Source organism: Serratia silvae (genome assembly GCF_023282985.1).
Taxonomy (GTDB): domain Bacteria; phylum Pseudomonadota; class Gammaproteobacteria; order Enterobacterales; family Enterobacteriaceae; genus Chania; species Chania silvae.
Genome location: NZ_JAGQDC010000032.1, coordinates 1 through 22450, shown reverse-complemented (window position 1 = coordinate 22450; position 22450 = coordinate 1). Strand labels below are relative to the sequence as shown.

General features: G+C 50.7%; 18 protein-coding genes, 1 tRNA gene and 2 pseudogenes. 15 read left to right on the top strand and 6 right to left on the bottom strand.

The window, feature by feature from the left end; all coding sequences use genetic code 11:
• Positions 1 to 123 precede the first annotated feature (123 nt).
• The 3 genes from groL to KAJ71_RS22590 all read right to left on the bottom strand — a co-directional run bounded on the left by groL (position 124) and on the right by KAJ71_RS22590 (position 2800).
• The gene (gene groL / locus KAJ71_RS22600; protein WP_248947704.1) at positions 124 to 1770 is read right to left on the bottom strand and encodes a chaperonin GroEL; all 1647 of its coding nucleotides are present in this window, start codon (positions 1768 to 1770) and stop codon (positions 124 to 126) included.
• Between the two features lie 48 nt (positions 1771 to 1818).
• On the bottom strand, positions 1819 to 2112 hold the full coding sequence (locus KAJ71_RS22595) for a co-chaperone GroES (RefSeq protein WP_004952634.1): 294 nt from the start codon (positions 2110 to 2112) through the stop codon (positions 1819 to 1821).
• 196 nt (positions 2113 to 2308) lie between these two features.
• Positions 2309 to 2800 (bottom strand): FxsA family protein, encoded by a 492-nt coding sequence (locus KAJ71_RS22590; RefSeq protein WP_248947703.1) that lies wholly within the window; start codon positions 2798 to 2800, stop codon positions 2309 to 2311.
• A 350-nt stretch (positions 2801 to 3150) separates the two neighbouring features.
• Here KAJ71_RS22590 and aspA point away from each other — a divergent pair, with 350 nt between their 5' ends.
• The 8 genes from aspA (at position 3151) to KAJ71_RS22550 (ending at position 12812) form a co-directional block, all read left to right on the top strand.
• Positions 3151 to 4587 (top strand): aspartate ammonia-lyase, encoded by a 1437-nt coding sequence (gene aspA / locus KAJ71_RS22585; protein ID WP_248947702.1) that lies wholly within the window; start codon positions 3151 to 3153, stop codon positions 4585 to 4587.
• Positions 4588 to 4709: 122 nt separating this feature from the next.
• Complete coding sequence (locus KAJ71_RS22580; RefSeq protein ID WP_248947701.1) at positions 4710 to 6011, top strand: anaerobic C4-dicarboxylate transporter; 1302 nt, start codon at positions 4710 to 4712, stop codon at positions 6009 to 6011.
• 114 nt (positions 6012 to 6125) lie between these two features.
• A complete protein-coding gene (cutA, locus tag KAJ71_RS22575; RefSeq protein WP_248947700.1) occupies positions 6126 to 6449 on the top strand; it encodes a divalent cation tolerance protein CutA in 324 nt (107 codons plus the stop codon).
• Positions 6425 to 8140: a protein-disulfide reductase DsbD gene (locus KAJ71_RS22570; protein ID WP_248947699.1), complete on the top strand. Its 1716-nt coding sequence runs from the start codon at positions 6425 to 6427 to the stop codon at positions 8138 to 8140. The genes cutA and KAJ71_RS22570 overlap by 25 nt, the downstream gene beginning before the upstream one ends.
• 40 nt (positions 8141 to 8180) lie before the next feature.
• Positions 8181 to 8756 (top strand): transcriptional regulator, encoded by a 576-nt coding sequence (locus tag KAJ71_RS22565; RefSeq protein WP_248947698.1) that lies wholly within the window; start codon positions 8181 to 8183, stop codon positions 8754 to 8756.
• 143 nt (positions 8757 to 8899) lie between these two features.
• A tRNA-Phe gene (locus KAJ71_RS22560) sits at positions 8900 to 8975 on the top strand.
• Positions 8976 to 9331: 356 nt separating this feature from the next.
• Positions 9332 to 10831 carry a DUF262 domain-containing protein gene (locus KAJ71_RS22555; protein WP_248947697.1) on the top strand — a complete coding sequence of 500 codons (1500 nt, stop codon included), beginning with the start codon at positions 9332 to 9334 and terminating at the stop codon, positions 10829 to 10831.
• On the top strand, positions 10824 to 12812 hold the full coding sequence (locus tag KAJ71_RS22550) for a DUF262 domain-containing protein (protein WP_248947696.1): 1989 nt from the start codon (positions 10824 to 10826) through the stop codon (positions 12810 to 12812). The genes KAJ71_RS22555 and KAJ71_RS22550 overlap by 8 nt, the downstream gene beginning before the upstream one ends.
• A gap of 97 nt (positions 12813 to 12909) precedes the next feature.
• Here the strand turns inward: KAJ71_RS22550 and KAJ71_RS22545 are convergent.
• Positions 12910 to 13237: pseudogene (locus tag KAJ71_RS22545) on the bottom strand (transposase); the annotation flags it as partial.
• A 4-nt stretch (positions 13238 to 13241) separates the two neighbouring features.
• On the opposite strand from KAJ71_RS22545, the pseudogene KAJ71_RS22540 reads away from it, so the two are divergent.
• Positions 13242 to 13466 (top strand): annotated as a pseudogene (locus KAJ71_RS22540) (molybdopterin-dependent oxidoreductase); the annotation flags it as partial.
• Positions 13429 to 13833, top strand: coding sequence for an AAA-type ATPase lid domain-containing protein (locus tag KAJ71_RS22535; protein ID WP_248947705.1), 405 nt, complete (start codon positions 13429 to 13431; stop codon positions 13831 to 13833). The pseudogene KAJ71_RS22540 and the gene KAJ71_RS22535, both read left to right, overlap by 38 nt.
• A 55-nt stretch (positions 13834 to 13888) precedes the next feature.
• On the opposite strand, the gene KAJ71_RS22530 is transcribed toward KAJ71_RS22535, so the two are convergent.
• Complete coding sequence (locus KAJ71_RS22530; protein WP_248947695.1) at positions 13889 to 14491, bottom strand: NAD(P)H-dependent oxidoreductase; 603 nt, start codon at positions 14489 to 14491, stop codon at positions 13889 to 13891.
• 113 nt (positions 14492 to 14604) lie between these two features.
• Here KAJ71_RS22530 and KAJ71_RS22525 point away from each other — a divergent pair, with 113 nt between their 5' ends.
• Together KAJ71_RS22525 and KAJ71_RS22520 are read left to right on the top strand one after the other, a co-directional pair.
• Positions 14605 to 15222, top strand: a complete 618-nt coding sequence (locus tag KAJ71_RS22525; RefSeq protein ID WP_248947694.1) for a TetR/AcrR family transcriptional regulator — start codon at positions 14605 to 14607, stop codon at positions 15220 to 15222.
• A gap of 36 nt (positions 15223 to 15258) precedes the next feature.
• Entirely contained in the window at positions 15259 to 15792 is a 534-nt protein-coding gene (locus KAJ71_RS22520; RefSeq protein ID WP_248947693.1) for a metal-dependent hydrolase, read from the top strand.
• 87 nt (positions 15793 to 15879) lie between these two features.
• Here the strand turns inward: KAJ71_RS22520 and gltP are convergent, their stop codons facing one another.
• On the bottom strand, positions 15880 to 17196 hold the full coding sequence (gltP, locus tag KAJ71_RS22515) for a glutamate/aspartate:proton symporter GltP (protein ID WP_248947692.1): 1317 nt from the start codon (positions 17194 to 17196) through the stop codon (positions 15880 to 15882).
• Between the two features lie 887 nt (positions 17197 to 18083).
• Here gltP and acs point away from each other — a divergent pair.
• From acs to actP, 3 genes are all read left to right on the top strand, one after another.
• Positions 18084 to 20042, top strand: a complete 1959-nt coding sequence (gene acs, locus KAJ71_RS22510; protein WP_248947691.1) for an acetate--CoA ligase — start codon at positions 18084 to 18086, stop codon at positions 20040 to 20042.
• 187 nt (positions 20043 to 20229) lie between these two features.
• Complete coding sequence (locus KAJ71_RS22505) at positions 20230 to 20541, top strand: DUF485 domain-containing protein (protein WP_248947690.1); 312 nt, start codon at positions 20230 to 20232, stop codon at positions 20539 to 20541.
• On the top strand, positions 20538 to 22190 hold the full coding sequence (gene actP, locus KAJ71_RS22500; protein WP_248947689.1) for a cation/acetate symporter ActP: 1653 nt from the start codon (positions 20538 to 20540) through the stop codon (positions 22188 to 22190). The genes KAJ71_RS22505 and actP overlap by 4 nt, the downstream gene beginning before the upstream one ends.
• Positions 22191 to 22450 lie beyond the last annotated feature (260 nt).

Below are 22450 nucleotides of genomic sequence, written 5' to 3'. Positions count from 1 at the left end.
TGAGTAGCATTACTGGCAGAGCCAAAAAGCCGATAACCACGTCCATAGGACGTGGTATTCAGTTAGAAATAAAAAACCCGGCCGAAGCCGGGTTTTGTGGTTAGCTCACAGAGGTGAGGGGAATTACATCATTCCGCCCATACCACCCATGCCGCCCATACCACCAGCGCCACCCATGTCTAACTTGTCTTCTTTCGGCAAGTCAGTGATCATGCACTCGGTGGTGATCATCAGGCCAGCTACAGAGGCCGCGTACTGCAGAGCAGAACGGGTCACTTTAGTTGGATCCAGGATACCCATCGCGATCATGTCGCCGTATTCTTCGGTGTAAGCGTTGTAGCCGAAGCTGCCTTCGCCTGCTTTCACGTTGTTGGCAATCACAGAAGCTTCTTCACCGGCGTTGATCACGATCTGACGCAGTGGAGATTCCATGGCACGCAGGGCAACTTTGATACCCACGTTCTGGTCTTCGTTATCGCCTTTCAGGCCAGCAATTTTGCCAGCTACGCGGATCAGCGCTACGCCACCGCCAGCAACCACGCCTTCTTCTACCGCAGCACGGGTAGCGTGCAGGGCATCTTCAACGCGGGCTTTCTTCTCTTTCATTTCAACTTCAGTTGCGGCGCCCACTTTGATAACGGCAACGCCGCCAGCCAGTTTAGCTACACGCTCTTGCAGTTTTTCACGATCGTAGTCAGAGGTCGCTTCTTCGATCTGCTGACGGATCTGGGTAACACGGCCCTGAATGGTGGCTTCGTCGCCCACGCCATCGATGATGATGGTGGTGTCTTTGTTGATTACGATGCGTTTTGCCTGACCCAGATCTTCCAGGGTAGCTTTTTCCAGCTCCAGACCGATCTCTTCAGAGATCACGGTACCAGCAGTCAGAGTTGCGATATCTTGCAGCATGGCTTTACGACGGTCGCCGAAGCCAGGTGCTTTAACCGCAGCCACTTTCACGATGCCACGCATGGTGTTAACTACCAGGGTCGCCAACGCTTCGCCTTCAACATCTTCAGCAATGATCAGCAGTGGTTTGCCTGCTTTCGCAACGGCTTCCAGCACTGGCAGCATTTCACGGATGTTGGAGATTTTCTTGTCAGCCAGCAGGATGAACGGGCTTTCCAGCTCGATAGAACCGGTTTCTGGCTTGTTGATGAAGTACGGGGACAGGTAGCCGCGATCGAACTGCATACCTTCAACCACGTCCAGCTCGTCTTGCAGGCCGGTGCCTTCTTCAACGGTGATAACGCCTTCTTTACCCACTTTCTCCATCGCTTCTGCAATCAGTTTACCCACGGTTTCGTCGGAGTTTGCAGAGATGGTGCCTACCTGAGCGATAGCTTTAGAGTCAGAGCAAGGTACGGATAATTTTTTAAGCTCTTCAACCGCAGCGATAACCGCTTTGTCGATACCGCGCTTCAGATCCATCGGGTTCATGCCGGCAGCCACAGCTTTCAGGCCTTCGGTGATGATGGATTGAGCCAGTACGGTTGCAGTGGTGGTACCGTCGCCCGCAGCGTCGTTCGCTTTAGAGGCAACTTCTTTCACCATTTGTGCACCCATGTTCTCGAACTTGTCTTCCAGTTCGATTTCACGAGCAACAGATACGCCATCTTTGGTGATGGTAGGAGCGCCGAAGGATTTATCCAGCACTACGTTGCGGCCTTTCGGGCCCAGAGTCACTTTTACTGCATCAGCGAGAACATTCACACCGCGGAGCATCTTCACGCGAGCGTCATTGCCGAATTTTACATCTTTAGCTGCCATTGGTATTTCCCTTCAACTCGTTCAGTTCAGAAGATTTATAAAGCGTTATTACGCTTCAACAATTGCCAGAATGTCGCTTTCGGACATGATCAACACTTCTTCATTGTCGATCTTCTCTGCTTTCACGCCGTAACCGTCGTTGAAAATCACGATGTCGCCTACTTTCACATCCAGCGGCTGGATGTTGCCGCTTTCCAGAACACGTCCTTTACCAACGGCTACCACTTCACCACGAGTAGATTTACCCGCTGCAGAGCCAGTCAGAACGATGCCGCCAGCAGATTTTGATTCAACTTCTTTGCGCTTGACGATAACGCGGTCATGCAATGGACGAATACTCATTGAACGCTCTCCTGTAAGAAGGTTTCTATCAGATTTAGGGTTGTGCGCCAGATTATTGATACCGGCTCCGTGGGATTTGAAATGGGGGCGTTCCATCCCCCTTCAAGGGGCAGCAGCAAAAAAATTTTCGATTTGATGGCCTGCCGTGAACGCCATTAGCAAAAACGCGGCCAGTTGGCCGCGTTTGGGGGAATTATCAGCGATCGTCACGCTGGTCGCGATCATCGGGTTGATGATCCAAGGTGTAGCGGTCGTCTTGCTTGCGCTGGAATTCACCGTCGAAGGTATTGCCATTGGCAGCCCCGCCGTTCTGGCCCCAACCGCCTGGGCGATAAACGGCGAGATGCGGCATCAGCTTCAGCGTCAGCGATTTTTGCACCGGCGGCAACAGCAGCAACAGGCCAAGGAAATCGGTGAAGAAGCCCGGTATCACCAGCAGGAACCCCGCCAGCACCAGTGAAACGCTTTTCACCATTTCCGCTGCCGGGCTTTCGCCCGCAGCCAGCTTCTGTTGCATCTGCACAAAGGTCTTCATGCCCTGATTACGTACCAGGGAAACGCCGACGCAGGAGGTAAACACCACCAGCAACAGCGTCATTGCCACGCCCAACACGGCGGCAACTTTGATAAATAAGGATATCTCTATGTAAGCCAGTAGAAATATCAGCAGTAACGGTAACCAGCGCACCTGGTTCTCTCCTCTAAGTAGAGTCGACGTACCCGCCTATGGCGCATACGAGATAAATGGGGCCGCCAATCGGCCAACCTTCATACAATGGGGGCTTCCCGCCGCCATTTCAACCGGGCGATCTTTTTTATTCTCTATACCGCAAACGTGAAGCCCTTCACAGAAATCAAAAGCTGTCATTTGCCGAAGCGCCAGATAGTGATCTACGTTCATTCATTTATTACCAACCAGCATATGATCTGGGCAGCGACAATAGCTGCGGTCAATACTTCCGCAGTTGACCCGCTCGGCAACATTATTTTGTTATCCTGCATATAATTATATTCGGCAGCAACATAGAGAAGGTTCTCATGTCAAACAACATTCGTATCGAAGAAGACCTATTAGGAACACGTGAAGTCCCTGCAGAAGCCTACTACGGTGTTCATACACTGCGTGCGATTGAAAACTTCTATATCAGCAACAGTAAAATCAGTGATGTTCCTGAGTTCGTACGTGGCATGGTGATGGTGAAAAAAGCCGCCGCCATGGCCAACAAAGAGCTGCATACCATTCCACGTAAAATCGCCGACGTTATCATCCAGGCCTGTGATGAAGTGCTGGATAAAGGCAAATGCATGGACCAATTCCCGGTGGATGTGTTCCAGGGCGGTGCAGGCACCTCGCTGAACATGAACACCAACGAAGTGCTGGCAAACATCGGCCTGGAGCTGATGGGCCACCAGAAGGGTGAATACCAATACCTGAACCCTAACGATCACCTCAACAAGTGCCAGTCTACTAACGACGCTTACCCAACCGGGTTCCGCATCGCGGTTTACGCCTCCAACCAGAAACTGATCGACGCCATCAACCAACTGCGTGAAGGGTTTGACCGTAAATCCAAAGAGTTCGAAACCATTCTGAAAATGGGCCGCACCCAGTTGCAGGACGCGGTGCCAATGACTCTGGGTCAGGAATTCCACGCCTTCAGCGTGTTGCTGAATGAAGAAACCCGTAACCTGCAACGCACCGCAGAGTTGCTGTTGGAAGTGAACCTAGGCGCGACTGCGATCGGTACCGCGCTGAACACCCCGGAAGGTTACCAACAGCTGGCCGTACAGAAACTGGCGGAAGTCAGCAACCTGCCGGTAGTGCCTGCCGAAGACCTGATCGAAGCCACCTCCGACTGCGGTGCCTACGTGATGATGCACAGCGCGCACAAGCGCCTGGCGGTCAAACTGTCCAAGATCTGTAACGACCTGCGCCTACTGTCTTCCGGCCCACGCGCTGGCCTGAACGAAATCAACCTGCCAGAGCTGCAGGCGGGTTCTTCAATCATGCCAGCCAAAGTGAACCCGGTGATCCCGGAAGTGGTTAACCAGGTTTGCTTTAAGGTGATCGGCAACGACACTTGCGTTACCATGGCCGCCGAAGCGGGCCAGCTGCAGTTGAACGTGATGGAACCGGTGATTGGCCAAGCGATGTTTGAATCGATTCACATCCTGACCAACGCCTGCTATAACCTGCTGGAAAAATGCATTAACGGTATTACCGCCAACAAAGAAGTGTGCGAGTACTACGTATTTAACTCTATCGGTATCGTCACCTATCTGAACCCGTTCATTGGCCACCACAACGGTGACATTGTCGGCAAGATCTGTGCAGAAACCGGCAAGAGCGTACGTGAAGTCGTGCTGGAACGCGGTTTACTGACCGAAGCTGAGCTGGATGACATCTTCTCCGTAGAGAACCTGATGCACCCGGCGTATAAGGCGAAACGCTATACAGATGAAAATGAACAATAATAGACTCATCCGGTAGCCTGAAAGGCACGCTAATCCTCTGGATAGCGTGCCTTTTTTCTTTCTATGAATACAAAATTGCAACCTTTGGTTTTCATAAAAATCCATTTTAAGGGGTAAACACTATGCTAGTAGTAGAATTGGTGATCGTTCTACTGGCCATCTTTTTGGGGGCCAGACTAGGCGGTATCGGAATTGGCTTTGCGGGCGGTCTTGGGGTGTTGGTGCTGGCGATGATCGGCGTTAAGCCAGGCAGCATTCCCTTCGACGTTATTTCAATCATTATGGCGGTTATCGCCGCTATCGCCGCCATGCAGGTCGCCGGCGGGATGGACTACCTGGTACAGCAAACCGAAAAGCTGCTGCGCAAAAACCCAAAATACATCACTATTCTGGCCCCAATCGTCACCTATTTCCTGACCATTTTCGCCGGTACCGGTAATATCTCCCTCTCGGCCCTGCCGGTGATTGCAGAAGTGGCCAAAGAGCAAGGCATCAAACCTTGCCGTCCACTGTCTACTGCCGTGGTTTCCGCGCAGATTGCCATTACTGCTTCGCCTATCTCGGCAGCGGTGGTGTACATGTCTTCCGTTATGGAAGGCCACGGTGTGAGTTATCTGCACTTGCTGATGGTGGTGATCCCTTCCACTTTCCTGTCCGTGCTGCTGATGTCGCTGCTGGTCACCTGGCTGTTTGACTCCAAGCTGTCTGACGATCCGGTGTATCAAAAACGCTTCGAAGAAGGCCTGGTTGCCCTGCGCGGTGAAAACGTGATCGAGATTAAACCACGTGCTAAAACCTCCGTGCTGCTGTTCCTGGCCGGCGTGCTGTGCGTTGTAGCCTATGCCATCATCAACAGCCCAAGTATGGGTCTGGTGACGACACCGCTGATGAACACCACTAATGCCATCCTGATCATCATGCTGAGCGTGGCCACCCTGACCACCATCCTGTGCCGCGTCGATACCGACATGGTACTGAACTCCAGCACCTTTAAGGCCGGGATGAGCGCCTGTATCTGTATTCTGGGCGTGGCCTGGTTGGGTGACACCTTTGTGCAGGCCAACCTCGACTGGATCAAAGAGACTGCAGGTACCGTGATCCAATCCCATCCCTGGTTGCTGGCGGTGATCTTCTTCTTCTGTTCGGCGCTACTGTACTCTCAGGCCGCCACTGCCAAAGCGTTGATGCCGATGGCGCTGGCCCTGAATGTCAGCCCCCTGACGGCGATCGCTTCCTTTGCTGCCGTTTCTGGCCTGTTCATTCTGCCAACCTACCCTACTCTGGTGGCGGCGGTACAGATGGACGATACTGGAACAACGCGCATCGGGCGCTTCGTGTTTAACCACCCGTTCCTGATCCCTGGCACCTTGGGCGTGGCGTTTGCAGTGATCTTCGGCTTCCTGATTGGCAGCGTTGTTCTGTGATCCTCAAGCGGGGCTTCAGCCCCGCTTTCCCCCTCTGCTGATAATCTAACCTTCTAGCCAACACCGCTTCAGGGTATAGTGCCCTGTTACCAAACCTGGTTGAGAGGGCCGAAGATGTCTGATTGCAAAGCTATCGTCATACTCTGTACCGCACCCGATGAAGCCACGGCGCAAGAGCTGGCGGCACGCGTCCTGGGGGAAAAACTGGCGGCCTGCGCCACGCTGCTGCCTGGAGCTACATCCTTGTATTACTGGGAAGGGAAACTGCAACAGGAATACGAAGTACAGATGCTGTTTAAAAGCGATTGCCAGCATCAACAAGCGCTACTCACCTACCTGAAACAACATCACCCGTACCAGACACCCGAACTGTTGGTGTTGCCGGTGATGGCCGGAGATAAAGATTACCTGTCATGGATCAACGCCTCATTAAACTGATATTGCTGCTGTGCAGCCTGTTCTTCCTGCCCACTGCGGCTCAGGCTTCACTGTTCGCGCAAAACGCGGGCAACCAATTCGTGCCCGTCGATCAGGCATTTGCCTTTGATTTTAAACAACAAGGGCCCCAGCTGACACTAAGCTGGCAAATCCGCCCCGGTTACTACCTGTACCGCCAGCAAATCAAACTGGTGCCGCAGCAGGCAACGCTGGGCCAATTTGAACTGCCCGCCGGGCTGAAGCATAAAGACGAATTCTTTGGTGAAGTGGCCATTTTCAAGGAGCCATTGGCCCTGAGCATTCCCCTGTTACAGACGGGTGACAATGCCAGCCTGAGCGTCACCTACCAAGGGTGCGCTGAGGCCGGTTTCTGCTATCCACCGGAAACCCGTGTGATCCCGCTGAGCGCAGTGACACTTGCCGCAGAGCCTGCAACACCGGTCGCCGTAGCCCCCACGGAAACGGCCCCCGCCAATCTGCCCTTCTCGCCCCTGTGGGCCTTGCTGATTGGTATCGGTATTGCGTTTACCCCTTGCGTGTTGCCGATGTATCCGCTGATTTCCGGCATTATCCTGGGCCGTGAGCGGCCACACAGCAGCGGGCGCATTCTGGTGCTGGCCGTGGTGTATGTCCAAGGCATGGCGCTGACCTATACCCTACTCGGCCTGGTGGTTGCCGCCGCCGGGTTGCAGTTCCAGGCCGCGCTGCAACATCCTTACGTGCTGATCGGTCTTTCGGTGCTGTTTGTCGCTCTGGCTCTGTCCATGTTCGGCTGCTACTCATTGCAGCTTCCTTCTTCGCTGCAAACGCGGCTGGCCAACTGGAGCAACACCCAGCAAGGTGGCTCGTTGCTGGGCGTGTTTGTGATGGGTGCTCTGGCAGGCCTTATCTGTTCGCCATGCACCACCGCCCCGCTCAGCGCCATCCTGCTGTACATCGCCCAAAGCGGCAATATGTGGGCCGGTGGCGGCACGTTGTATCTGTATGCGCTGGGGATGGGTATCCCGCTGGTGATCGCGACACTGTTTGGCAACCGCCTGCTGCCACGCAGCGGCCCGTGGATGCAGTACGTCAAGGAAGCCTTTGGCTTTGTGATCCTGGCACTGCCGGTGTTCCTACTTGAGCGGGTGATTGGCGATGTCTGGGGGCTGCGCCTGTGGAGCCTGCTCGGCCTGGCGTTCTTCGGCTGGGCATTCGTCCTGAGCCTGCAATCATCCCGTGGCTGGACGCGGGCCATCCAGGTGCTACTGCTGGCGGCGCTGGTGATTTCGGCGCGCCCACTGCAAGACTGGGCATTCGGTCATACCGCTTCTGAGCAGGCGGCCCTACCGCATCTGAATTTCACCCGTATCAATAACGTTGAACAACTTAACCAAGCGCTGCAACAGGCGCAGGGCAAGCCGGTGATGCTGGATCTGTATGCTGACTGGTGTGTCGCCTGTAAAGAGTTTGAGAAATACACCTTCAGCGATCCGGCGGTACAGGCCCAATTGGCCGATACGGTGTTGCTGCAGGCCGACGTGACGGCCAATAATGCCGAGCAGGCAGCCTTGCTCAAGCACTTGCAGGTACTTGGCTTGCCGACCATTTTGTTCTTTGACCGAGCTGGCAAAGAGTTACCCGCAGCTCGCGTGACGGGCTTTATGAACGCAGAAGCCTTCGACGCACATTTGCAGAAAACCACTCGGTAAACGACACTGAGTTTCAGAACATTTTTTGGAGGGAGCACTAGTGCAACGTGAACAGGTTTTAAATACAGCCTTGGCGCTGTTGGAAAAACAGGGCCTGGCGACCACCACCTTGGAAATGCTGGCAGAAAAACTGGGTGTGCCATACAGCGACTTCAAACCGTTCTGGCCAGACCGTGAGGCACTGCTGTATGACTGCCTGCGCTACCACGGCCAGCAGATTGATACCTGGCGCCGCCAGTTGCAGCTTGATGAGACGTTGAGCCCACAGCAAAAGCTGCTGGCGCGTTATGACGTGCTGGCGGAGCACGTGCAGAATGAACGCTATCCCGGCTGCCTGTTTATTGCCGCCTGTAGCTTCTTCCCGGAGAGCGACCACCCGATCCATCAACTGGCCGAGCAGCAGAAGCTCACCTCACTGGACTTCACCCGAGATCTGTTGCGTGAGATGGATGCCGACGACGCCGATTCGGTAGCGCAGCAAATGGAACTGGTGCAGGAAGGTTGTCTAAGCAAGCTGCTGATAAAACGCCAATTGCAGGATGTTGCTGTCGCCAAACGGCTGGCCGAAGATATCTTGCAGATTGCCCAGTGCCGTCAGTTCGGTGCGTTAAGCTAAAGCGTGATATGCAGTGACCTGGTGGCAACAGAGGCAGAATTACGCGCCCTTTGCCTGAAAAGCCAGCAATCGGCGCTGTTTTCACGTTTTTTGTCACAAATCCGTTGACGCCGCACGGCCAATACGGTTTAATGCGCCCCGTTGCCCGGATAGCTCAGTCGGTAGAGCAGGGGATTGAAAATCCCCGTGTCCTTGGTTCGATTCCGAGTCCGGGCACCACTATTTAGAAGAACCCGCCTATGGCGGGTTTTTTGCTTTTAGGCGTTCAAGTAGATTTCTGGTCGTTCTGATCGCAGATGTCACTACTCTGCCTCTTTCATTCAGCCTGAGCATTTGACTACCTGCCCTTCTGGTCACAGTGTCGTTGTCTGTTAGGCTTCAATTGCCAATAAACACTATTCCCCTCATGTATACCTATCTGGTGGATTCGTCACCGCAAAGCAGTATCCGGTCTTTGTCAGGTCTGGGGGAAAATAGTATCATTGCTTTCATTTGTGTAGCTCCATAATACTTGAGATTTCCCATGCTTAGTATCATGATACCAACGAATATGAATAAAAAAATCGAATCTGCCCATGGCAGACTTCGAACTTGTGGACACCCCCTGGTGCTTTACCCATATAAAGCTTCAGCTAATACATCACTCCGATGCCTTAGATCTACATTCAGAAGGAATTCATGTGACTGTTAGTGTGGCAATATGCTCTGTGGTTGACCTGCTTACAGGTAAACAGATTAAAACCGGTACATGTGGTACCATCAGCAGCAATTTTTCTATACCAGAGTATCAACGCCCTTATATATGGCAAGATGGGCAAATCACGAAGTTGCTAAGGGATATAGCAGAACATCAAGCCCATTCTCGCTCTATACCCTATTATCTAGGTAGTGTCATTTTGCATGCCGATGGTGAACGCCTTAATATCATCGACGGTCAACAACGCTTGACCACTTTAGCATTAATAGCCCATATTAATGGGCAATTTACTGATTTTGCTCTACATTATAACTCACCAATTAGTCAACGGCAGATAGTGCATAATCTTGCTTGGCTAAAACAACATTCTGCCGAGTGGCTAGAATTGATTGATTTTAAACTATTGCAATTCTCACTAGTCATCACTCGCTCTGAAGATCAAGCCTACCAATTTTTTGAAACTCAAAATACTGGAGGAGTGCGTCTGAGTGGAGAGCAAATTATCAAAGCACACCATCTGCGAGCAATTGGCGAGAAAGATAAACCATCGGTTGATCACTTTGCCAGACGTTGGGAAGCACTCGGTGATTTGTCTATGACTGTTGATTTACTTCTTCGGGGGCGTTATTGGCAGTATTTGCACTTTAGAGAATATCCGCAGCATAACCAGAAGGCAAAAATTAGAGATTGCATTGTCAATGAGTTGGCAGAAAAAACCGGCAAGGGAGAAGATACAGCCTTTGGGCGTATCACTCGTACTTATTCAACTAGCGGCGCAGAAAGTTTATCTCAAGCACAGGTGGGATATGATTTAAGGCAACCACTCAATAGTGGTGTAAATACTATTCATTACCTTCAGTATTTTGAAAATCTTCGTCAAAACTATCTAATACATAGTAAAATGATTTCAACACCAAAAGGATTCAGCGATTTTTATCATCATTTTATTTGCAAACTAGAAGGCTGTAGCTATCTCAAGCAACTACTGGATACTGCGTTATTACTTTATATAAGTCAGTTTGGTCAAAAAAATCTAGAAGTGGCTGCGAAAAAGCTATTTAGGGTTATTTATTCCCGCCGCATTGAGAACCAAACTACGGTGAAAGAAAGGTCAATACCTGCTTTTATACAAGAAACACCAGTACTTGACTGGATTACAGCAAGTTTTACGGTTGAACAGCTTTTTGCAAAGCTGGATGGGTTTGACTTAAAGGTGGATGGCAATGGACTCGGCGAGGGTGACAACACTGTCAAAAAACGCTTTGTTGTCCGCGTGACAGAGCATTTTAGCCTATCGATCAGCAAAAGTGATTTTAAAACACAATTCGGTCCTTATTTTGATAAATATATAAAAGGCTTGGAGGTCAGCAATGGATAAGGAGCAGGGTGTTAAAACGGAGATCCTGACACTCGAAACTGTACTTAATAAAGGCTATCAGTTTACAATCCCAAGCTATCAACGACCTTATGTTTGGAGTGATGATGACGTATTATTACTCTTCAATGATATTAAAGAGGCTTGCTTTACAGGTGACAAAATCTACTTCATTGGCACTGTTCTTTCATCCTTGCTGGAAAAAAATGATCAAAAAATATATGAACTTATTGATGGTCAGCAACGCACAACGACTTTGATGCTAATTGCTATTGCTTTTAAGTCTGCTGGCAGCAAGACACTGTTAGCTGATGTGATTGTATATGAGAATAAACCGAGGTTGCAATTTGCAATTCGAGAGCAAGTCCAGAATTTATTGGGAAGTCTTGCTGGGCTGAAATGCTTTGAAAAACCGTCTGATGAATCGATTGCACAAAACGACTACCTTAAGCAACTAGAGATAGCACTAACTGTTTTAACCAAGGAAATCACTAAGCTTAAACAGCAATCGACGCAAAAATTTGAGTTATTGGCAAACTATATTTTTGGCCGAGTACAGTGGGTAAATAATGTTGTTCCTGTCCAAATGGATTTAAATCGCTTGTTTGCCACGATGAATACTGCCGGTGTTCAGTTAGAGCAAACGGACATTTTGAAAGCAAAACTACTAAAACTAATTAAAACGCATAAATCGCGATATGAAGCAATTTGGTCATCCTGTGAGCATATGGAAAACTACTTTGAAAGGAATATTAGAAAAACATTTAAACAAGCTGACTGGGATAATATTCAACATCAGGATCTTGCTACATTTAGTTTAAAAAAATTTACTACTTATGAAGAACCAACGAAAAAAAATGACTCAGGACTGTCTATTTTTCAGCTTGCAGAACAGATTGAGAATCAGCCTAATCTAGAGAGCACAGCAATAGAAAAATTGGAATCAGATGAGTTGAATTCCGAGACAGTTTATTGTCGTTCAATCATTGGTTTTCCTTTGTTACTCATCCATGCTTACCGTGTATTTCTTGCATTGAAAATGCAAGAAGATATCGTTCCGAGACTGCATAGTGACAGGTTACTTGAAATCTTTGAGCCACTTATTAATTCCGATGAATGCACAGTAAAAGATTTCATAGAAATGCTTTGGCAAGTACGCTACCAGTTCGATACATGGGTTATAAAATGGGTCGATAATGATGATAACCTAGATTCGCATCTTGCATTAACTAATGTTTCACGTAGCTTCTCCAAAGGGAAATACTACTTAAATCGGTCTACTAAACCATTAAGTGATCTGGTAATGCTGCAAAGTGTTCGTAACTTTACCGGTGAGCGCAGTGCGCAATATTGGTTAACACCTTTTATTGCATCACTAATTCGCAGAGAAGTTAGCGCCACAGAGGATAAACGTGCATGTCGGATACTTGAACGTATTGATAATCGCATGTCTCTTTCTTTAGACAGCCAAAAAGAGGCCAGTTTTAAACAGGCTAAATGGATAAAACCTAAGACCAAACCTTGGGATGAGCAGGTAACTTATTTTGATGAATCACATGGCATCGGCTTTGAACACTATTGGTTCCAAAAACTAGAATATATACTATGGAAATCATTAAATAAAACCAGCATGCCAAAAAAAGATGTGATTAAATTTGAACGATATCGCATTACCTCTAAAAACTCCGTAGAACATGTTCATCCACAACAAGAAGAATATGGCAATAGACTCGCTGAAATATCTTTAAACTCTTTTGGAAATTTAGTGCTATTAAGCCCTGGAGATAATTCATCTTATAGCAATCAATCTGTCGCAAAGAAAAAAGCAGACTTTGAAGCCAAACCTCGATTTGACTCGTTAAAATTGAGAGCTATTTTTCGTTCTAACATCAACTTTGATGAGGGTTGGACTGAAAAAAACATTGAAACTCATAAAAACGCGATGCTTAAGTTGCTTACAGAGCATTACGAAAAAAAATCTTAATATGCCTAAATACAGGCCAAGAAAGGTTATCAGGACAGGGACTGTCCCTCAGATTGAAATCCGGTGTTTGTTTCCGCGAGTTTCTGATTTCCGGTATAAGAGTAATTGCAGGCAGCCTGTAGGCACGATGTTGCGGCAGACCCGTCGCGTCACACATCACTACCACCGCTTCCCGCTTCTGGTCTGTCGTCAGTACTTTCGCCCCAAAGCCACCTGAAGTGCCTCCTTATCCAGCCTGGCTTTGGCAAGCTGCTACTTCAGGCGGGCGTTCCCTTCTTCGAGAGTCTTCAGACGCTTAACTTCCAGCATTTCCATACCGCCAAACTTTTACGCCAGGTGTAGAAGGTGGCGTCGGAGATGGCGTGCTTACGGCAGAGTTCATGGGCTGAAACTCCGGCTTCAGCCTCGTGGAGAATACTGATGATTTAAGTGGTCAGCGTTGATCCAGTGGCCACCTCGACCCACGAGTATTTAGGCCGCGAGCACGTGCAGTAAATCGCCCTGAATCCGCAAACGGATGTGCCGCTGCAACTTGCCCTGGCACACAATTCCTCCCTTACCTGTCGGGCCAGCCAGCCCAAAGACGCCCATTGGGCCTCGGCGCTGTGCGGTATTGATGCCAATACCATTCAGGAGTTGGCCCGCCAGATGGCAGCTAACCCTTACCTCGGCGGCATTATCTACGCTGGAGCAGTATCCGTGGCCAGGCAACGTTCGCGAACTGGAGCACGCCATCTACCGGGCTGCAATAGTGGCGTGCGCAACGCAAAACCACACCGAGCTGGAACTACTGCCCACACACTTTAATTTAAACGTGGAACTCATGGCAGAAAGGATTAATGACGGTCCCTACGAGCCGGTATTAGCAACCGATCTGGCCACGATGACCCAACAGTTTCAACGCGATGTGATCCAGAAAACGCTGGAAGACTGCGATAGAAATTGGGCGGCCACGGCGCGTAAACTTAGTCTGGACAGTGGGAACCTGCACCGCCTGGCAAAACGGTTAGGGATTAAATAATCCACGCTGTCAGCTGACAAGGTTGTCCCCCTAAAATCCGGGGCCAACCAACGAACTACTCGGCGTAAGCGGGTTGAAAAACAGTGCGCCCGATCTGACGCGCAGCATCGAGGTAAGCCTTAGGCTCCCCCAGCTCTGGCAGCAGTAGCATTTCAGATGTCTTAACCGAAGCACCGCAATAGTCAAAAATACCATGCGCTATCTGGGCATTGAATGCGTCTGTATAACCGTGTCGGTCATAGACGTTTTTGCCTCCCGCCCCCAGCCCAATAATATGGACAGGCAAATGCCCCAATTTTTTGACCACCGCCCCATCTGCCGTCTCTTCATAAGCCCAGCCATTGGAGAACACGCGGTCGATCCAGCCCTTAAGCAAGGCAGGCATGCTCCACCAGTAGATTGGGAACACCAGAACCAAGGCATCCGCGCTATCGATACGCTTCTGTTCTGCCAGAATATCCGGGGGAACGGTGGCCGTTTTTAAAAATGCGGCGATATCTGCGCCACCGTACACCGGATCGAAACCTTCCTGGGTGAGATCGGCAATTTCAAACGAATGGGCAGGATCGGCAGCCGTTATCCCTTCGGCGATGGCTGCTGCAACGCCATGAGTTAATGACGTATCGAGAGGATGGGAAACAACAATGAGCGCGTGCATGGGGTGACTCCTATTGTCAGGGCGAGGTATAAAACGTACTCTATATACCAATAGTAAGTTACCATCGGTAAGTTACCTTTAGTATATAGCTCTGTCAACGGGTAAATATTGCCATGACCTCCAAACCACATTCACGAATTCGGCTATCGAGAGAAGAGCGTTATCAGCAGTTGCTGACAACCGCATGGGAAATCATTCATGAAGAAGGCACCGAAGCGCTAACGCTCGGCCACCTGGCTGAACGCTCGGGCGTCACCAAACCGGTGGTGTATGATCACTTCACCAACCGTTCGGGCCTGTTTGCCGCGCTGTATCAAGAGTTTGATAGTCGTCAAACCGCGCGGATGGATGAAGCCATCCAAAATACCAAACCGGAGCTAGAGGCCTTAGCCTCAGTGATTGCCACTTCCTACATTGAGTGTGTGCTGCTGCAAGGCCGTGAGATGCCTAGCGTCATGGCCGCACTAGCCGGTACCCCCGAGCTTGAGAAAATCAGGAATGATTACGCCGTGGTGTTCATCGAGAAATGCCGCCAGATCTTTGCCCCCTTCTGCTGCAACAACCAGCTTCAGGACGCCGCGCTATGGGGTATGCTCGGCTCTGCGGAAGGGCTATCCTACGCCACCAGCTGTGGCGCGATTACGGCAGCCCAGGCTAAGGAAGAGTTATTCGGCATCATTATTTCGATGGTGCAGCGAAGTGGCGATCGGCCGGATATGACTATGCCATAATAAGCACAGTGTTACCCCTCATCATGGAAGAGAGTTATGCCAACGATCGTTACCCACGCCGCAGTGCCGTTATGTCTCGGTTTAGGGCTGGGCCAAAAAATCATACCGCCCCGCTTGCTGTTCGCGGGCGTGGTACTTTCTATGTTGCCGGATGCCGACGTGCTGGCGTTTAAATTCGGCGTGGCTTACGGCAATCAGTTTGGCCATCGCGGTTTCACGCATTCACTGCTGTTTGCGTTCCTGATGCCTAGCTTGGCACTGCTGTTCTACCGCTGGTTCAAGGCTAACCCCGTCAAGACCTGGTTGTTCCTGTTTATCTCGCTGTTATCCCACAGTTTGCTGGATTCGGTGACCACCGGAGGCAAAGGCGTCGGCTGGCTGTGGCCATGGAGTGACGAACGTTTCTTTGCGCCCTGGCAGGTGATCCGCGTAGCGCCGTTTAGCCTCGAGAAATACCTGACTCCTGCTGGGCATGCGGTGATCATGTCGGAATTACTGTGGGTTTGGTTGCCAGGTGCCATCTTGATGATCGGCATGATAGTGCTGCGTAAGTTTATGCAGCGCCAGTGAGATCACAAGCCTCAGCAACATTTCGGCCATCATGCCAATAGAAAAACCCGCCGATGGGCGGGTTTTGAGAAAAAGATTTGGAGCGACTTACGCCTGATTGGCAGGGGTCACTTTACTGGCCAGGAACTCCTGCTCGTAGGCCAGCGACTTTTTACGGTCGAACTGATGTTCCCATTTGGCAATCACCAATACCGCCAGCGCATTGCCCACCACGTTCAGGGCCGTACGTGCCATATCCAGAATACGATCGACACCGGCGATAAACGCCAAACCTTCCAACGGAATGCCCACGCTGCCCAAAGTCGCCAACAACACCACAAAGGAAACACCCGGCACACCGGCAATCCCTTTTGAGGTCACCATCAACGTCAGCACCAGAATGATCTCTTGCCCCAGCGACAGCTCAATACCGTACAGCTGTGCAATAAAGATGGCGGCAATACTCTGGTACAACGTAGAACCGTCCAGATTGAAAGAGTAGCCGGTAGGCACCACAAAGCTGGTGATGGATTTTGGTGCGCCGTAAGCCTCCATCTTTTCGATAATGCGCGGCAACACGGTTTCCGAACTGGCCGTTGAGTAAGCCAGGATCAGTTCTTCTTTCAAGATGCGGATCAGCGTCCAGATACGCAGGTTACACAACCGCGCAACAGCCCCCAGAACCACCAGGCCAAAAAAGGCGATGGCGAAGTAAACCAGCACTACCAGCTTGGCCAACGGCAAGAGCGAAGCGAAACCGAAGTTGGCTACCGTTACCGAGATCAAACCAAATACCCCGATTGGGGCGTAACGCATGATCATGTGGGTCACTTTGAACATGCTCTCGGCCACCGCTTTGAACACCTTCAGCAACGGTTCTTTGGTCTCTTTCGGCAAAGAGGACAACCCCAGCCCAAACAGCACTGAGAAGAAGATGATCGGCAACATGTCGCCTTTCACCATCGAGGAGAACACGTTAGAAGGAATTAACGAAAGGATGGTGGCCACCAGGCTATGTGAGCCGCTTTGCACCTGTTCCGTCGTTTTTTCATACTGTGAGATATCGACCGCGGTCAGCGCCGACATGTCAATGCCGTGCCCGGGTTGAAAAACATTAGCCAATGTCACACCCACGATGATGGCGATGGTGGTGATCACTTCAAAATAGATAATGGTTTTCAATCCAATGCGGCCCAGCTTTTTGGTATCACCAATACCGGCAATACCGACGATCAGCGTGGAAATAACAATCGGCACCACGATCATCTTGATCAAACGAATAAAGATATCACCGGCGGGGCTCAATATATTACTGACGACCCACTCACGCGATTCCGTTTGATTATGCAGCACTGCGCCCAGAATAATACCCAATACCAAAGCGATCAGGATTTGCCAAGCCAGGCTGATCTTTACATTTTTCATACCCAAAAGTCCTCAAAGACTCCGTGCCAACATGTTAAACAACACCCTGACTCCGGAAGGAATACTTACTCATTTATTACAGGCTTATGTTTGTGAACCTCTGCGTCGACTGCCCTTGGTGTAACGCAGTATAACTCTGTACCATCTGAGGGCGGGCTTCTGCAAGCCTTGTTTCATCTCGATTTTGTCCGTTTCGCCAGCAAAAAACCAACAAACAAAAAACGAATAGCAACATAATTACTTGTTCTAAAAAACATAATATTAGCTTGAGCAGAACAATAGCCCATTGGATAGGACGATTTTTAATCCAAATAAAAGTGCGTGATTTGTCGTTGCATTTGCATATTTAGTCTAAATCATTGTTTCGATATTGTTAACAAAAGGTTTTTCAAAAGAAAATAAAGTCCTCCTACGAACACCTTTAATGGACTAAGATAACTCTCAATATAATTCACGAAACCAATAATTAAACCCAGAATCATTCACCAGACCTCTTGTTTCAATTTTCAAAAAACCGACATAATAAAGGCAGAAAAAATAAGCCTTCGACGGGTTGCGGCTAACAATTTCGTTGAGTATTTATAGCAGTCATTAATAGAGTCTGATTCGCTGTAAAATATAACCTCGGCCTTATTGTTTCCTGCACCATCAAGCCGATGCCTCACGCTTAATATTTTTAGTTTTCTAAAAACTTTTTTAACAGAAATGCGCCCATTACCGTCTTTTCACCGTCAACCAAACAGTTACACAACACAATTACGACAGTAACTATTACAAATCAACATCTTCGTTGCGTGATCTGCCGCCCAAAAAAGAAACAAAGCGTCATGGCAAACTATACTTAACCGTCAGTTGACATATCATTAACAATTCTAAGGAGAAAAACCATGAGCCAACTGCATAAACACGCCATTCCTTCTGCAATTGCAGATCGTGCCCTGATCAATCCGGAGCAATATCAACAGTATTATCAACAATCTGTGCAAGACCCAGCGGCATTCTGGGGCGAGCACGGTAAGATCCTCGATTGGATCAAACCCTACACCTCCGTTAAGAACACCTCTTTCGATCCTGGCCATATCAGCATCCGCTGGTTTGAAGACGGTACCCTTAACCTGGCGGCCAACTGTCTGGACCGCCACTTGGCCGAACGCGGCGATCAAACCGCCATTATCTGGGAAGGCGACGATCCGACCCAATCAGCCAAGGTCACCTACAAACAGTTGCACCACGATGTCTGCCAGTTCGCTAACGTGCTGAAAAAGCTCGGGGTGAAAAAAGGCGATGTGGTGGCTATCTATATGCCAATGGTACCTGAGGCCGCCGTCGCCATGCTGGCCTGTGCCCGCATTGGTGCGGTGCACTCGGTGATCTTTGGGGGCTTTTCCCCAGAAGCCGTTGCTGGCCGCATTATCGACTCCAACTCCAAACTAGTGATCACCGCCGATGAAGGGCTGCGTGCAGGCCGTGCGGTACCGCTGAAAAAGAATGTCGATGATGCGCTGAAAAACCCAGGGGTGAAAAGCGTCAACAACGTGGTGGTCTTCCAACGTACCGGTAAGCCGGGTTACTGGCAAGAAGGGCGCGACCTCTGGTGGCATGAGCTGACTGAAGGCGTGTCTGCCGACTGTCCACCGCAAGAGATGAACGCGGAAGATCCGCTGTTTATCCTCTATACCTCCGGCTCAACCGGCAAACCGAAAGGCGTGGTACATACCACCGGGGGCTATCTGGTTTACGCCGCACTAACCTTCAAATACGTCTTTGATTATCACGATGGCGACATCTATTGGTGCACCGCCGACGTGGGCTGGGTAACTGGCCATAGCTACCTGTTATATGGCCCATTGGCCTGTGGTGCGATCACCTTAATGTTCGAAGGCGTGCCGAACTACCCAGGCGTAAACCGTCTGTCGCAGGTGGTGGATAAGCATCAGGTCAATATCCTGTATACCGCACCAACGGCAATCCGCGCCCTAATGGCCGAAGGTGACAAAGCGATCGAAGGCACCAAACGCGATTCACTTCGCATCATGGGTTCCGTGGGTGAGCCAATCAATCCAGAGGCCTGGGAGTGGTATTACAACAAAATTGGTAACGCCAAATGCCCGATCGTTGATACCTGGTGGCAGACCGAAACCGGTGGCTTCATGATCACTCCGCTGCCAGGCGCTACCGAACTGAAGGCTGGCTCCGCCACTCGCCCATTCTTTGGCGTGCAACCAGCATTGGTCGACAATATGGGCACCCCGCAGGAAGGCGCCTGCGAAGGCAACCTGGTGATCACCGATTCTTGGCCGGGCCAGGCTCGGACCCTGTACGGTGACCATGACCGCTTCGAACAAACCTACTTCTCTACCTTTAAAGGCATGTACTTCAGCGGTGACGGCGCACGCCGTGACGAAGACGGCTATTACTGGATCACCGGCCGCGTCGATGACGTGCTAAACGTTTCCGGCCACCGTCTGGGCACGGCAGAAATTGAATCCGCATTGGTCTCCCACCCCAAAATTGCCGAGGCCGCGGTGGTGGGTATTCCGCATAACATCAAGGGTCAGGCGATTTATGCCTATATCACCCTGAATCATGGGGAAGAGCCAACGCCGGAACTGTATGCCGAAGTACGTAACTGGGTGCGTAAGGAAATCGGGCCAATCGCGACGCCAGATGTTCTCCATTGGACCGACTCTTTGCCAAAAACACGGTCTGGCAAAATTATGCGGCGTATTCTGCGCAAAATTGCCGCCGGCGATACCAGCAACCTGGGGGATACCTCAACGCTGGCGGATCCGGCTGTAGTCGAAAAGCTGTTGGAAGAAAAACAATCAATGAAAGTTCCATCCTAATCCGCGCCGCCTCCGGCCGTTCACCTGCCATGTGTAGTTGAACGGCCTGTATACCTGAAAGCTATCAAATGCAGTAAAGCCGATCCCAGACATTTGGCTGGGATGGGTGCGGCCCGCAGAGCGCCAATTTGCCAGCTGGAAGGGTATCGCGCGGCGTACTCGTTCAATACCTATTGGAGATAACCGGATGAATGACGACATTTATCAAGGGATTGAGGAAAACCCGCGCTTTAAGGAGCTGGTGCAAAAACGCAGCCGTTTTGCCTGGTTCCTGTCACTGATCACGCTGGCGCTGTACGTAGGTTTTATCTTATTGATCGCCTTCGATCCTCAGTGGCTGGGTACCCCACTCGCTCCAGGATTAACCATTACCCGTGGGATCCCGGTCGGTGTGGGATTGATCGTGATTTCCTTTGTGTTAACCGGGATCTACGTTTACCGTGCCAACGGTGAATTCGATCGCCTGAATGCTGAAATCCTGCGTGAGGTGAAACAATGAAGCGCACTCTTTCAGCCGCCGCGCTGCTGGCCCTGCCAGGCCTGAGCCATGCCGATGCCATTGGTGGTGCAGTTCAACGCCAACCGCTGAACATCCAGGCCATCATCATGTTCCTGCTGTTCGTCGGTGCCACCCTTTACATCACCTATTGGGCTTCCAAACGTACCCGTTCTCGCCAAGATTACTACACTGCTGGCGGGCGTATCACCGGGCTGCAAAACGGCTTGGCGATCGCTGGTGACTTTATGTCTGCGGCATCGTTCCTTGGTATCTCTGCGCTGGTCTATACCTCCGGCTATGATGGGCTGATTTATTCCATTGGCTTCCTGATTGGCTGGCCAATCATATTGTTCCTGATTGCCGAACGGCTACGTAACCTTGGCCGATATACCTTCGCCGACGTGGCCTCTTACCGCCTGAAACAGAAGCCGATTCGCTCACTTTCAGCCTGTGGTTCCCTGGTGGTGGTCGCACTGTATCTGATCGCCCAGATGGTGGGCGCGGGCAAATTGATCCAGCTGCTGTTCGGCCTCAATTACCACGTCGCCGTTGTCTTGGTCGGTATATTGATGGTGCTGTATGTCCTGTTCGGTGGCATGCTGGCTACCACCTGGGTGCAAATCATCAAGGCCGTGCTGCTGTTGGCCGGTGCCAGCTTTATGGCGCTGATGGTGATGAAATCCGTCAACTTTGACTTCAATACCCTGTTTGCCGAAGCCGTGAAGGTGCACCCGAAAGGGCTTGCCATCATGAGCCCGGGTGGACTGGTCTCCGATCCGATATCCGCCCTCTCCCTGGGTCTGGCATTGATGTTCGGTACCGCCGGTTTGCCGCATATCCTGATGCGTTTCTTCACCGTTAGCGATGCCAAAGAAGCACGTAAGAGCGTGTTCTATGCCACCGGTTTTATCGGTTACTTCTATATCCTGACCTTTATTATCGGCTTCGGTGCGATCCTGCTGGTCAGTGCCAATCCGGCCTTCAAGGATGCCAGTGGGGCATTGCTGGGCGGTAACAACATGGCAGCGGTGCATTTGGCTAACGCGGTGGGGGGTAACTTCTTCCTCGGCTTTATCTCTGCGGTGGCATTTGCCACGATCCTGGCAGTGGTTGCCGGGCTAACCTTGGCAGGGGCTTCTGCGGTTTCTCACGATCTCTACGCCTGCGTCATCAAAAATGGCAAAGCGACCGAGCGTGATGAGCTGAAAGTTTCCAAAATCACCGTGGTGTTGCTCGGGGTGGTGGCTATCGCACTGGGGATCCTGTTTGAAAAGCAGAACATCGCCTTTATGGTGGGGCTGGCATTCTCCATTGCGGCCAGCTGTAACTTCCCAATCATCATTCTTTCCATGTACTGGTCACGCCTGACCACGCGGGGAGCAATGATCGGCGGGTGGCTTGGTCTGTTAACCGCAGTGATCCTGATGATCCTGGGCCCGACTATCTGGGTGCAGATCCTCGGCCATGCCAAACCGATTTATCCTTACGAATATCCAGCGCTGTTCTCTATGCTGGTCGCCTTTATCGGCACCTGGTTCTTCTCTGTGACCGACAATTCGTTGGTTGGGCAGCAAGAACGCGTGAAATTCCGCGCCCAGTTTGTACGTTCACAAACGGGGTTGGGGATTTCGCAGGGGAGTGCACACTAAGGCGTTGATTTGGGCTGAGGTTGACTCGGCCCTGCTTTAAAGAGTTAGCCTGCTGGGTCTTCCGGCAGGTTAATTTGTCAGATCGAGTAATGATCCCTCACCCTAATCCTCTCCCGCGGGTGTTCAGGATGTTCTCGGTCGCGACTCTGGGAGAGGGCTGGGGTGAGGGGGATTTCTGTTTTTGACCCATAGCAAAAAGCCCCATGCTTTCGCATGAGGCTTTCTACTTAATTGATGCCTGGCAGTGTCCTACTCTCGCA

Excerpts from the sequence above, each read along its gene's own strand:
- KAJ71_RS22525 (WP_248947694.1), top strand. The coding sequence starts at position 14,605 with ATGACCTCCAAACCACATTCACGAATTCGGCTATCGAGAGAAGAGCGT.
- KAJ71_RS22555 (WP_248947697.1), top strand. The coding sequence starts at position 9,332 with ATGGCAGACTTCGAACTTGTGGACACCCCCTGGTGCTTTACCCATATA.
- KAJ71_RS22550 (WP_248947696.1), top strand. The coding sequence starts at position 10,824 with ATGGATAAGGAGCAGGGTGTTAAAACGGAGATCCTGACACTCGAAACT.
- acs (WP_248947691.1), top strand. The coding sequence starts at position 18,084 with ATGAGCCAACTGCATAAACACGCCATTCCTTCTGCAATTGCAGATCGT.
- aspA (WP_248947702.1), top strand. The coding sequence starts at position 3,151 with ATGTCAAACAACATTCGTATCGAAGAAGACCTATTAGGAACACGTGAA.
- actP (WP_248947689.1), top strand. The coding sequence starts at position 20,538 with ATGAAGCGCACTCTTTCAGCCGCCGCGCTGCTGGCCCTGCCAGGCCTG.
- gltP (WP_248947692.1), bottom strand. The coding sequence starts at position 17,196 with ATGAAAAATGTAAAGATCAGCCTGGCTTGGCAAATCCTGATCGCTTTG.
- KAJ71_RS22520 (WP_248947693.1), top strand. The coding sequence starts at position 15,259 with ATGCCAACGATCGTTACCCACGCCGCAGTGCCGTTATGTCTCGGTTTA.
- KAJ71_RS22595 (WP_004952634.1), bottom strand. The coding sequence starts at position 2,112 with ATGAGTATTCGTCCATTGCATGACCGCGTTATCGTCAAGCGCAAAGAA.
- KAJ71_RS22505 (WP_248947690.1), top strand. The coding sequence starts at position 20,230 with ATGAATGACGACATTTATCAAGGGATTGAGGAAAACCCGCGCTTTAAG.
- groL (WP_248947704.1), bottom strand. The coding sequence starts at position 1,770 with ATGGCAGCTAAAGATGTAAAATTCGGCAATGACGCTCGCGTGAAGATG.
- KAJ71_RS22580 (WP_248947701.1), top strand. The coding sequence starts at position 4,710 with ATGCTAGTAGTAGAATTGGTGATCGTTCTACTGGCCATCTTTTTGGGG.
- KAJ71_RS22570 (WP_248947699.1), top strand. The coding sequence starts at position 6,425 with ATGGATCAACGCCTCATTAAACTGATATTGCTGCTGTGCAGCCTGTTC.
- cutA (WP_248947700.1), top strand. The coding sequence starts at position 6,126 with ATGTCTGATTGCAAAGCTATCGTCATACTCTGTACCGCACCCGATGAA.
- KAJ71_RS22530 (WP_248947695.1), bottom strand. The coding sequence starts at position 14,491 with ATGCACGCGCTCATTGTTGTTTCCCATCCTCTCGATACGTCATTAACT.
- KAJ71_RS22535 (WP_248947705.1), top strand. The coding sequence starts at position 13,429 with ATGCCAATACCATTCAGGAGTTGGCCCGCCAGATGGCAGCTAACCCTT.